Annotated in this window: 12 protein-coding genes; 6 read left to right on the forward strand and 6 right to left on the reverse strand. The window is 37.4% G+C overall.

Features of this window, described 5'->3' with window-relative positions; genetic code table 11:
* The 4 genes from JOC28_RS09525 to JOC28_RS09540 form a co-directional block, all read right to left on the reverse strand.
* Positions 1–1,365: a type IV secretory system conjugative DNA transfer family protein gene (locus tag JOC28_RS09525; protein WP_205010461.1), complete on the reverse strand. Its 1,365-nt coding sequence runs from the start codon at positions 1,363–1,365 to the stop codon at positions 1–3.
* A 9-nt stretch (positions 1,366–1,374) separates the two neighbouring features.
* Complete coding sequence (locus JOC28_RS09530; protein WP_205010462.1) at positions 1,375–2,220, reverse strand: exonuclease/endonuclease/phosphatase family protein; 846 nt, start codon at positions 2,218–2,220, stop codon at positions 1,375–1,377.
* A gap of 12 nt (positions 2,221–2,232) precedes the next feature.
* On the reverse strand, positions 2,233–2,694 hold the full coding sequence (locus JOC28_RS09535) for a hypothetical protein (RefSeq protein WP_205010463.1): 462 nt from the start codon (positions 2,692–2,694) through the stop codon (positions 2,233–2,235).
* A 120-nt stretch (positions 2,695–2,814) separates the two neighbouring features.
* Positions 2,815–3,330 (reverse strand): hypothetical protein, encoded by a 516-nt coding sequence (locus JOC28_RS09540; protein WP_239548950.1) that lies wholly within the window; start codon positions 3,328–3,330, stop codon positions 2,815–2,817.
* Positions 3,331–3,781: 451 nt separating this feature from the next.
* On the opposite strand from JOC28_RS09540, the gene rpmB reads away from it, so the two are divergent.
* Positions 3,782–3,970, forward strand: a complete 189-nt coding sequence (gene rpmB, locus JOC28_RS09545; RefSeq protein WP_006146171.1) for a 50S ribosomal protein L28 — start codon at positions 3,782–3,784, stop codon at positions 3,968–3,970.
* Between the two features lie 110 nt (positions 3,971–4,080).
* Here the strand turns inward: rpmB and JOC28_RS09550 are convergent, their stop codons facing one another.
* Entirely contained in the window at positions 4,081–4,524 is a 444-nt protein-coding gene (locus JOC28_RS09550; protein ID WP_205010464.1) for a transposase, read from the reverse strand.
* Complete coding sequence (locus JOC28_RS09555; protein WP_205010465.1) at positions 4,487–5,248, reverse strand: IS110 family RNA-guided transposase; 762 nt, start codon at positions 5,246–5,248, stop codon at positions 4,487–4,489. The genes JOC28_RS09550 and JOC28_RS09555 overlap by 38 nt, the downstream gene beginning before the upstream one ends.
* Positions 5,249–5,582: 334 nt before the next feature.
* Here JOC28_RS09555 and JOC28_RS09560 point away from each other — a divergent pair, with 334 nt between their 5' ends.
* The 5 genes from JOC28_RS09560 to ilvC all read left to right on the forward strand — a co-directional run bounded on the left by JOC28_RS09560 (position 5,583) and on the right by ilvC (position 11,084).
* Positions 5,583–5,948, forward strand: a complete 366-nt coding sequence (locus JOC28_RS09560; protein WP_205010466.1) for an Asp23/Gls24 family envelope stress response protein — start codon at positions 5,583–5,585, stop codon at positions 5,946–5,948.
* Positions 5,948–7,612: a DAK2 domain-containing protein gene (locus JOC28_RS09565; protein WP_205010467.1), complete on the forward strand. Its 1,665-nt coding sequence runs from the start codon at positions 5,948–5,950 to the stop codon at positions 7,610–7,612. The genes JOC28_RS09560 and JOC28_RS09565 overlap by 1 nt, the downstream gene beginning before the upstream one ends.
* Before the next feature lie 203 nt (positions 7,613–7,815).
* On the forward strand, positions 7,816–9,519 hold the full coding sequence (locus tag JOC28_RS09570; protein WP_205010468.1) for an acetolactate synthase large subunit: 1,704 nt from the start codon (positions 7,816–7,818) through the stop codon (positions 9,517–9,519).
* On the forward strand, positions 9,512–9,994 hold the full coding sequence (ilvN, locus tag JOC28_RS09575) for an acetolactate synthase small subunit (protein WP_205010469.1): 483 nt from the start codon (positions 9,512–9,514) through the stop codon (positions 9,992–9,994). The genes JOC28_RS09570 and ilvN overlap by 8 nt, the downstream gene beginning before the upstream one ends.
* Positions 9,995–10,061: 67 nt before the next feature.
* Positions 10,062–11,084, forward strand: a complete 1,023-nt coding sequence (gene ilvC, locus JOC28_RS09580) for a ketol-acid reductoisomerase (RefSeq protein ID WP_205010470.1) — start codon at positions 10,062–10,064, stop codon at positions 11,082–11,084.
* Positions 11,085–11,246: the final 162 nt, after the last annotated feature.

The following is an 11,246-nucleotide window of genomic DNA, read 5'->3' on the forward strand; positions in this document are numbered from 1 at the left end:
TTAACAAGACACCTCTACTTTAACACAAAGAAAAAGTAGTGAATACTCTCTCCCGTCGGAGATTTCCTCACTACTAATCTTAGTATGTTTTTGTAGTTCTGCTATAAAATCAAATTCTTTTGGGTTTAAATAAGGACTTTCCCAGTATTCAGCAGATTCTTTTCCAGAACCCTGCATGTAGAGATAGCCAGCACCTTTTACTTCAATAGGCTGTTTTGCAGGTGGTGTAGCAGTTCCAAAGACCATGCGATAGCCCTCGGAAGAGTTTGCTCCTAGGGTTATGCGTAATCCTAGGTTATCTCTAAGGTCGGTATTTAGTGTATCGGCATTAACCTGTTGAGCAGATACAAGGATAAAAATGCCTGACTGTCTTCCGAGTAAAATAATTTGTTTAATTCCGTCCATAACTTCATTTATAGTCTCTTTTGACTTTTTATCTGTGCCAGAGGCTTGGAAAGCTCCCATCTCATCGAAAATTAGCCAAGTCATATTGAATCCATGGTCAGTAAAGTTTGAGCCATACCTAAAGTTTTCTCTCATGTATTCATATCGCCTATTCATTTCTTCAACGGTTAATCGGACGATTCTAGCAATATTATTAAGAGAGGTAGCAACTCTATCCTGACCTAGATAGTGAGATAAACTCCCAAGGTCAGAATTTTTTGGATCTGCTATGTATAGTTCTGATTTCCGTTTCAAAAATTCTAGTAGTAAGTAAGAAATTAGGATAGACTTTCCTGAACCAGTTCCACCAGCAATTAAAATATGTGGGCATTCTACTGGATTGTAAACTACCCCATAGCCTAAATCTATGCTAATAGGATTAGTAGGTTGTTCATTTAACTTAGATGTTTGAAGTCTAGTAGGACGAACAGTAAAGAAATGATATTCCACTATGCTAGGTCGGATTATTTTGGTTTCAAGAGGGAGATCAAGTAGGGCAGATAATTCAACATCTAGGGATTCTAATTTTTTGCTGTAACTATCCCCTTGTTTGATAGCTACTATAATTAGTTTGTTATCGGACTGTTTCCAACTCATTATGGCAGAGGAGGTAATTACCCATTTATCTCCTATTTTTTCTTCCTTAAAGAGGCTATTAGAACGTAAAAAATAAAGTAACAAATCTCTTAGCTGAAATCTATTTTTTACCCAGTGTTCTAGCTTGTAAGTAAACCAAGCTAACAAAGAGAGTAGCAGCATGGGGATAAGTTTACTAAATGAAATAGCACTTAATAAATTTAAAAATGAAATTACTAAAAACAGATAAACTAAGTATTTTAGGCACTTGGCATAAAAGACCCAGTTTATATTTCTTTGGGTTAGGCTGATTGTGGGTTCTCGATTATGATTAAAAAACAACATATTGCTCTCCTATCTTTCATCTTTAAAGAGGACTACAAGTAATTTGTGGTCAGAGAAATTAGGTATAGTTTGTGAAGAAAAGTAATCTTGTACCTTTAAGTTAGAAATAATATAATCTAATTTAACTTTCTTTCCATCCTTTCTAATATGAGTAAATAAATTTTGAATATCAGAAAATTCGTATTTAGAGTACCAAGGTTCATAGTCTTTGACTAGGTTTTTAAAATCTTGTACAGTATCTAAGAAATCAACTGCAAAGTCAAAATGATTCAGATTAAAATTAAAATCTCCGAGGTATACAACTTTATTTGAAGAACTTAATTTAGAGTCCATTTCTTTAGTAAGACGAGTAAGTGTTTCCTTGGACTGTTTATCATTTTTTGACAGCCCCGATTTAACATATAGAGATACCACTTCTAATTCATTACTTTTAATTCGACATTCTCTGATATCACAAGACTTTCCATGAAACATTACTTTATTTACAATTTTTGCATCACACAAAGAAAAATCCTTTGCAATGTTTTCTTCAACTAATATACAGGTTCCGAGACTTGTTTTATAACAAGATTTATTAAGAGTGCATGATTTAGGTGTAAAGATTTTATAATTAACCTTATTGATTTCTTTATATAAATCCTGATTGAATTTTCGAAGGTCAACTATATGAACTTCTGTCAGAGAGATGACATTGGGTCTAATATTCATCTTTCTTAGTTCAGAAGATAGTTTTTCAAAATTATAACCTGCATAATTTTGAAAGTCGGTAGATTTATGCTTATCATTCACCTTTTTCCCTTGGATATTAAAAGTTGCAATAGTTAGACCTTGTTTTTGAGAGACTGTAAAACTCATTATTTTTCTCCTTTAAGCGATTCTAATTAGTGCTCCGCTATCTGCGAAGGTATCAATAGTAATGTACCCTGTTTCTGAAAAACTAGGTTCAACAAAGTTATGGACGTAAGCGAGTACCGAGTTATCATCTGAAAGCATTTCTTCTTCCCATTCCCCCAATAGCTTTTCCCTATTTAAATCAGAGGTTGGTAGGCTAACGTAAAGTAAAGCAAGTGAATTACCAGTTTCAATAACGTGATAAACCAGTTTGTTTCTTCTTTCTTCAAACTCCCTGACTACATTCTCATATTCAGGGTTGTATGAGATAGTGTCGATACTGCCAATTATTCCTCCAGCAGTTAAATAAGAGTAGTAGAGCCTATCTTCTGAAAAATATTTCCTAATGTTAGGATTTAATTTTCTTTGAAAGCGCTCTTCCATTTGTTGAAGGCGACGTAATGCTTCTTGTTTTGCGATAGCAATATTAGATTTCATAGAAGTTCCTTTCTGAGGTACAAAACCCGAAAAATTATTTACAATGATAGTATAACAAGAAAAGTTCCTTTTGTAAATGATTTTAGTGTACAAAATAAAAATAAAATAAAAAATCGAATGCTATTTAACATTCGACTGGATATTATATTTAGATTTTAATAATATATTTTCTAGTTTTTCGTGATTTATTGGAGCAACTAATTCTTTTAACTCTTTTTCTAAAATTTGAAATTCTTCGTCAAGTGACCTAGATGCACTAATTTTGTATTTCTCGTTCATATTCAATAATAGTGCAGCTTTGCATATTAATCTTACTGTTACACCGATAGTCACTGAGCGGGTAGGTAGGTATTTTGGAAGTTCTAATTTCAGGTCACGTATTGCTCTATTAACAGAATCACTAATTTCAGCTTTTATCTTGGTACCATATCCTTGCTTGTACTCTAAATCATTAAGTGGTATAGAGTGCTTATCTTCATAAATCTCAAGCCAGTTAGTAACTGCTTGAGATTCTTCAAATGCTCTAGTTATTATTAGTCCTCTAGTGATATTTCCCGAGGTATCCTTAGAGTATAGTTCTTTAAGTAATGTAAGATATAATAAACATTCACTAGAAACTCTGACTTGAAATTCCATTATTAAACTTCTCCTTTTTGTAACATTGTATCATGTACCCTAAAATTATTCAAATATCAGAACAGATAGCAATTGAGTATCAGGCTTAATACTCATAAAATACTCAACTTCGGTAGAATTATACAGAATTTTAGGTACAAGCGATTTAATTTTAAACGCTTTGAATTTAGACTAATACCAATGCTAAACAAGATTATAGAAGTATCTTCCTATTATATATCCTATTCAGCAAACAAAGCTTAATTTTGAGCTGAAACAGTATTAAAAAGGTTTGTCCGTATGGGCAGATCTTTTTTATTTTCCATTCTATCAAAGAAAGCTCCGCTATTTGAAAAAGGAATCTCATAAGAAAATAGAAAAACTTCTTGCATCTCAATAGACGGTATGATATAATTTTAAGGTATGTGGTGCTAGCACATCCGTTAAAATACTACGTAGGAGGAAAATAATAATGGCTAAAGTATGTTACTTTACAGGTCGTAAAACTGTTTCAGGAAACAACCGTTCACACGCGATGAACAAAACAAAACGTGCAGTTAAACCAAACCTTCAAAAAGTTACTGTTCTTATCGACGGTAAACCTAAAAAAGTTTGGGCTTCAGCTCGTGCGCTTAAATCAGGTAAAGTTGAACGCGTTTAATTTTATCTAGGACAGCCGAAAGGCTGTTTTTATTTGAAAAAAACAGTAAAAAAAGCGCAAAAAGTTACTTCCTGTGCTATAATTTACATGAATTATTTTAAAAATTGGCATTAGAACTGTTGCCTCAGTCCTAGTGCCTTTTCATTTTGATAAGGTTGGTGGGTTGAGAGTAGTTTGTAAATAGTTCTGAGGATTTTATGAGCACAAGCAATAACAGCCTTCACCTTGCTTCCTCTTAGGGAAATTCGGTTGTAAAGAGATGAAAAAGCTGGGTCTTTTGAGTGTGCCGCAATCAATCCAGACATAGTCAATGCTTGTTTGAGGTAGCGATTTCCTTGCGTGATATGCGAGGATTTTTTAATGCCTGCACTTTCATACGAACCAGGACAAAGTCCTGCCCAAGAAGCTAAATGCCCATCTGTTTCAAAAGCGTCAATAGTTGGTCCAATCTCAGCTAAAACAGTGGCAGCACAGATGGCGCTCACTCCAGGAATAGTTTGAAGTAGCTTGTTTTCTTCAGGGGAACTCCTTTTCAATGTAAGCTTGGATTTCATTCGTCAATTTATCCATCAATACTTGATACATTCGATATTCTTCTAAACTCTGATCCAGGAGAAAACGGTCTTCGAGGGACAGTTTCCCATTCATAGCTTCAATAAGTTCTTCAGGACTTGCCTTAATGCGTTTATGAATACAAGCAGAAACACTATCACAGTCAATTGTCTCACCAGTGATGAATAGAGTTAGAAGTGCTTGTCCTGTCTTAGAGAAGATATCAGACAGATAGCTGGTTAGTTTAATATTAGCCCGTTGGAGAAGGTTGTGAATTTCATTTTTAACCTGTGTTTGACGTTGTTTATAAGAACGTAAGCGACGAGTGAGTAGACGTAACTGCATGACTTCAGGACTAGGAATATAAGAGGGTTCAATCAAACCACAGCGCCCCAGTTGTGCTATCCACTCGGCGTCTTTCATATCAGTTTTTCGTCCAGGTACATTCTTGATGTGTTGCGGGTTGGCTAGAACCAGGATTAAATCAGAGTCAGAGAAAATATTAAAGAGAGGAATCCAGTATTGACCAGTGGATTCAAAGAAGACGTGGGTAACATGGTTTTCCTCTAACCAAGCTAGAGCCTTTTGAAGAGCGACAGTTGTTGTTCCGAATTTCTTCTGGATTTTCTTAGGTTTGTTGGTATCAAGTGGACCATCTAGGATACAACAAACAATAGATTTCTGGTGGACATCGATACCACAACAGGTTTCAATCATGACTTCCATATGAAAAGCCTCCTATTCAAAATTTGAACAATTGAATAAGAGGCTATTAGTAATTTTATTTTCACGCTTGACGGCGTATTTGAGTTATCTCATGACTCTTATTCATCCAGTTTTTTGTACAGGCTAGGCAAAGCCCTATTAAAGACCACGGATTTGTATTGTTCACCTAAATTATATGACGAATTTCTTTTTCTGTCATGAGTTAGCAGGTATCGCCTGCTTAGAGTTTTTGTGCCTAAAATTTGACATTTCAAAGGAAATTCTTCCTTTGTTTTTTACAAGTGTCTAGGAATATGATAAAATAAACTGATAAAAACTTTTTGAGGTAGTAATTATGACTGTAAAAATTAATACAAAAGATGGTCAGATTGAACTATCAGACGACGTTATTGCAACAGTTGTCGGAGGTTCAGCAACGGAAATTTTTGGCGTTGTAGGTATGGCAAGTAAAAGTACGATCAAGGATAACTTCCAAGCCCTCTTGCGCAAAGAAAACTACGCAAAAGGTGTTGTCGTAAAATCAACAGATGCCGGTATTTCTGTCGATGTTTACACTGTTATGTCTTATGGTGTTAAAATCAGTGAAGTATCTAAAAACATTCAAGAACGTGTTAAATTTAATCTTGAAAGCCAACTCGGTATTACAGCTGATATGGTTAATGTTTATGTGCAAAATATCAAAGTTGTGGGAGAAGATTAGTGTCAAATATTACAACAAGTTTATTCCAAGAAATGGTGCAGGCTGCTGCTACACGTCTTGGAAAGCAAGCTGAGTATGTAAACTCGCTTAACGTCTTTCCTGTTCCAGATGGAGATACAGGGACAAACATGGGTATGACCATGGATAATGGAGCAAAAGAAGTTGCTGACAAGCCAGCCAATACTGTTGGTGAAGTTGGACAAATCCTTTCAAAAGGTCTTTTGATGGGAGCTCGTGGTAACTCAGGTGTTATCACATCACAATTATTCCGTGGTTTTGGTCAATCAATCAAAGATTTAGAAGAACTTGATGGAAAAGCTCTTGCTAATGCCTTCCAATCAGGTGTAGAAGTGGCCTACAAGGCTGTTATGAAACCTGTTGAAGGTACTATTTTGACTGTTTCACGTGGAGCAGCAACAGCTGCGCTTAAGAAGGCAGAAGAATCAAACGATGCGACTGAGGTTATGCGTGCAGCTCTTGATGGTGCCAAAGCAGCGCTTGCTAAAACACCTGACATGCTCCCAGTTTTGAAAGAAGTTGGCGTTGTTGACTCAGGTGGTCAAGGTCTTGTCTTCATCTATGAAGGTTTCCTTTCAGCACTTACTGGTGAATATATCGCCTCAGAAGACTTTAAAGCAACACCAGCTAATATGTCTGAAATGATCAATGCAGAGCACCACAAGTCAGTTGTTGGTCATGTGGCTACTGAAGATATTACATTTGGTTACTGTACTGAGATCATGGTTGCCCTTAAACAAGGTCCTACCTATGTTAAAGAATTTAACTATGAAGAATTCCAAGGCTACTTGAGCGGTCTTGGAGACTCACTTCTTGTTGTTAATGACGATGAGATTGTTAAGGTCCACGTTCACACAGAAGATCCAGGTCTTGTTATGCAAGAAGGTCTTAAATACGGTGCCCTTGTTAAGGTTAAAGTTGATAATATGCGTGGTCAGCACGAAGCTCAAGTTGAGAAAGTTGCTGCTGAAGAAGCCGCTAAGGAAGCTAAAGACTTCGCCTTGATTGCAGTTGTTGCTGGAGAAGGCTTATCAGATATCTTCAAATCACAAGGTGTAGACTATGTGATTTCAGGTGGTCAAACCATGAACCCATCAACAGAAGATATTGTCAAAGCTATCGAAACGGTTAATGCTAAGAATGTTATCATCCTACCAAATAACAAGAACATCTTTATGGCTGCTCAATCAGCAGCAGAAGTTGTTGAGGTTAATGCTGCAGTTGTTGAAACACGTACAGTACCTCAAGGGTTTACAAGTTTGCTTGCTTTTGACCCAAGTAAGTCATTGGAAGCTAACGTTGAAGCCATGACTGCCATTCTTTCAGACGTTGTTAGCGGAAGCGTGACACTTGCAGTTCGTGACACAAGTATCGATGGCCTTGAAATTCATGAAAATGATATTCTAGGTATGGTTGATGGTAAAATCCTTGTTTCAACACCAGATATGGAAGAGGCTCTTAAAGCAACCTTCGCAAAAATGATTGACGAAGATAGTGAAATTGTTTCTATCTATGTTGGTGAAGAAGGTAGTCAAGAATTGGCTGAAAGCCTAGCAGAATACCTAGAAGAAACTTATGAAGATGTAGAAGTTGATGTTCACCAAGGTGATCAACCTGTCTATCCATACTTGATGAGTGTAGAATAAAATAAGAGAGATTCTTTTTTAAGGATCTCTCTTTTCTATTTATATAGAAGAAATCTGGCTTTCTCACATGAAATGATAGATAAAATAAAATGAAAGCGCAATCAATTAAAAATAGACTTGCTTTATATTTTTAAAGTGTTATTATAGTAATAAGCTATTTGAATTTTTCGAAAATTTGAAAAATATATGTAAAGGAGGACCTTGTGAAAAAAATTGAATTAGAAAAATCGACATCTGGTGCTGACTTAATTTTAGAGACTCTACATCGTTTGGGTGTGTCAACCATTTTTGGTTATCCAGGTGGTGCTGTCCTGCCACTCTATGATGCGATTTACAATCAGGATAATATTAAGCATATCTTGGCTCGTCATGAGCAAGGTGCTCTCCACGAGGCAGAAGGTTTTGCTAAATCTACTGGTGAGATTGGAGTTGCCTTGGTAACAAGTGGACCAGGTGCAACTAATGCCATTACAGGTATTGCGGATGGTATGAGCGATAGTGTTCCTATGCTCGTCTTCACAGGTCAGGTTGCGACACCTGGTATCGGTAAGGATGCTTTCCAAGAAGCAGACATTATCGGTGTCACAATGCCAATTACCAAATACAATTATCAGGTTCGTGAAACAGCTGATATTCCAAGAATCATCACTGAGGCTGTTCACATTGCAACAACAGGTCGTCCTGGTCCAGTTGTTATCGATGTTCCAAAGGATATCACTGAGAAGAAAGTTTCTTCTATCTATGATCCAACGCTTAACGTTCCTGGTTATCAACCAACTATTTCACCTAATGAACCACAGGTTCTTAAGATCTTGACTCAGTTGAAAAAATCTAAGAAACCTTTGATTATTGCAGGTGGTGGTGTTAACTATGCAGGTGCTTCTAAGGAAGTTACAGCCTTTGCAGAACGTTACAACATTCCTGTTGTTTCAACTTTGTTGAGCTTGGGTGTTGTTCCAATTGAAAATCCTCTATCGCTCGGTATGGGTGGTATGCACGGTTCTTATGCAGCTAATATGGCTCTAACCGATGCAGATTTCATCATCAATTTTGGCTCACGTTTTGCAGACCGTCTGACTGGTAATCCTAAGACATTCGCTAAGAATGCTAAGGTTGCCCATGTTGATATTGATCCAGCAGAAATCGGTAAAGTGGTTAAAACTGAGATTCCTGTGGTTGGTGATGCTAAAGAGGCTCTGCAAATTTTGCTTGCGGCTGAAACAGTTAAGACTCGTCATGACAAGTGGACTGAGGAAGTTTTAGCGAATAAGGCAAAAGCTCCGCTTTCTTATGATTTCAGTACAGAAATCATTAAACCACAGCATGCCATTGAAACGATTGGTAAGATTACTAATGGCGAAGCTATCGTGGTTACAGACGTTGGTCAACACCAAATGTGGGCTGCTCAGTTCTATCCATATAAGAATGAACGTCAGCTAATCACATCAGGTGGTCTGGGAACAATGGGATTTGGTATTCCAGCAGCAGTTGGTGCTAAATTGGCAAATCCAGACAAAGAGGTTGTTCTCTTTGTTGGTGATGGTGGTTTCCAAATGACCAACCAGGAGTTGGCTATCTTGAATGGCTACCGTGTTCCAATCAAGGTTGTCTTGGTTAATAACCACTCACTTGGAATGGTGCGCCAATGGCAAGAGTCCTTCTACGATGAACACCGTAGTGAGTCAACTTTTGATGCTGAACCTAATTTCCAATTGATGGCAGAAGCTTATGGTATCGCTCACTATCAATTCTCTGATCCGAATACTTTGGAGGAAGATTTGAAAGTGATTACTGAAGATAAACCAATGTTGATTGAGTTGAACATTTCAAATCGTGAGCATGTTTATCCGATGGTACCGACTGGTAAGTCAAATAGTGAAATGTTGGGGGTGAAGTTTAATGCGTAGAATGTTAACAGCTAAACTCCAAAACTCAACTGGGGTTCTAAACCGTTTCACTGGAGTTTTGTCTCGTCGTCAGGTTAATATTGAGTCTATCTCAGTTGGAACATCTGATGAGCCAAATATCTCACGTATTACCATTATCATTGATGTGGATTCTCTGGAAGAGGTTGAACAGATCATCAAACAGCTTAATCGCTTGATTGATGTGGTTCGTGTACGTGATATCACGGATATTCCTCACCTTGAACGTGAAGTTATTCTGGTGAAACTTTCTGCACCAACAAGTAAACGTGCTGAGATTTTGGCTGTTATTCAGCCATTCCGCGCTAGCGTTGTTGATGTGGCACCAAAATCTATTACCATTCAGGTAACAGGTGATGCCGATAAGATTGAAGCACTTCTTCGAGTGATTAAACCTTACGGTATTCAAAATATTGCCCGTACGGGCGCAACTGGTTTCTCAAGAGATTTCTCTTAAGATTCCCTCAATTTTGTTAAACATAGCCTAAAAAGGCAGAAATAAATTAGAAAAGAGATATATTACTATGGCAGTAACAATGGAATACGAAAAAGACGTTAAAGTAGCCGCTCTTGACGGTAAAAAAATCGCCGTAATCGGTTACGGATCACAAGGTCACGCTCACGCTCAAAACTTGCGTGATTCAGGTCAAGACGTTATTATCGGTGTTCGTGCTGGTAAATCATTCGATAAAGCTAAAGAAGATGGTTTCGATACTTATGAAGTAGCAGAAGCAACTAAATTGGCTGATGTTATCATGATCCTTGCTCCAGACGAAATCCAAGCTGATCTTTACGCATCAGAAATCGCTCCAAACCTTGAAGCTGGTAACGCACTTGGTTTTGCTCACGGTTTCAACATCTTGTTTGAATACATCAAAGCTCCTTCAGATGTAGATGTATTCATGTGTGCACCTAAAGGTCCTGGTCACCTTGTACGTCGTACATACACAGAAGGTTTTGGTGTACCAGCACTTTATGCAGTTTACCAAGATGCAACTGGTAACGCTAAAGATATCGCTATGTCATGGTCTAAAGGTGTTGGTTCAGCACGTGTAGGTCTTCTTGAAACAACATTTAAAGAAGAAACTGAAGAAGATTTGTTCGGTGAACAAGCAGTTCTTTGTGGTGGTTTGACTGCCCTTATCGAAGCTGGTTTTGAAGTGCTTACTGAAGCAGGTTATGCTCCAGAATTGGCTTACTTCGAAGTTCTTCACGAAATGAAATTGATCGTTGACCTTATCTACGAAGGTGGCTTCAAGAAAATGCGTCAATCAATTTCAAACACTGCTGAATTTGGTGACTATGTTTCAGGTCCACGTGTGATCACAGAACAAGTTAAAGAAAACATGAAAGCAGTTCTTGCTGACATCCAATCAGGTAAATTTGCTGAAGACTTCGTTAACGATTACAAAGCTGGTCGTCCACGTCTTGAAGCTTACCGTAAAGAAGCTGCAGAGCTTGAAATCGAAAAAGTTGGTGCAGAACTTCGTAAAGCAATGCCATTCGTTGGTCAAAACGACGATGACGCATTCAAAATCTACAACTAATTTGAGTTGATTAAGAGTTTGGGACATCTTGTTCCAGGCTCTTTTATTATACCTTCAGTTATTTTTCGGCTCTTTGTCAACTGTAGTGGGTTGACTAATAATTAAGCACGAGAGAGAATCAGATTGGTTCTCTCTTTTGTTGCGTTCAAGGCGAGAAGAATC

Origin of the sequence: Streptococcus loxodontisalivarius (assembly GCF_016908645.1) — a bacterium.
Lineage (GTDB): Bacteria > Bacillota > Bacilli > Lactobacillales > Streptococcaceae > Streptococcus > Streptococcus loxodontisalivarius.

Coding starts and splice junctions, on each gene's coding strand:
- JOC28_RS09525 (WP_205010461.1), bottom strand. CDS start 1,365: ATGTTGTTTTTTAATCATAATCGAGAACCCACAATCAGCCTAACCCAA.
- JOC28_RS09530 (WP_205010462.1), bottom strand. CDS start 2,220: ATGAGTTTTACAGTCTCTCAAAAACAAGGTCTAACTATTGCAACTTTT.
- JOC28_RS09535 (WP_205010463.1), bottom strand. CDS start 2,694: ATGAAATCTAATATTGCTATCGCAAAACAAGAAGCATTACGTCGCCTT.
- JOC28_RS09540 (WP_239548950.1), bottom strand. CDS start 3,330: ATGGAATTTCAAGTCAGAGTTTCTAGTGAATGTTTATTATATCTTACA.
- rpmB (WP_006146171.1), top strand. CDS start 3,782: ATGGCTAAAGTATGTTACTTTACAGGTCGTAAAACTGTTTCAGGAAAC.
- JOC28_RS09550 (WP_205010464.1), bottom strand. CDS start 4,524: ATGAAATCCAAGCTTACATTGAAAAGGAGTTCCCCTGAAGAAAACAAG.
- JOC28_RS09555 (WP_205010465.1), bottom strand. CDS start 5,248: ATGGAAGTCATGATTGAAACCTGTTGTGGTATCGATGTCCACCAGAAA.
- JOC28_RS09560 (WP_205010466.1), top strand. CDS start 5,583: ATGACTGTAAAAATTAATACAAAAGATGGTCAGATTGAACTATCAGAC.
- ilvN (WP_205010469.1), top strand. CDS start 9,512: ATGCGTAGAATGTTAACAGCTAAACTCCAAAACTCAACTGGGGTTCTA.
- ilvC (WP_205010470.1), top strand. CDS start 10,062: ATGGCAGTAACAATGGAATACGAAAAAGACGTTAAAGTAGCCGCTCTT.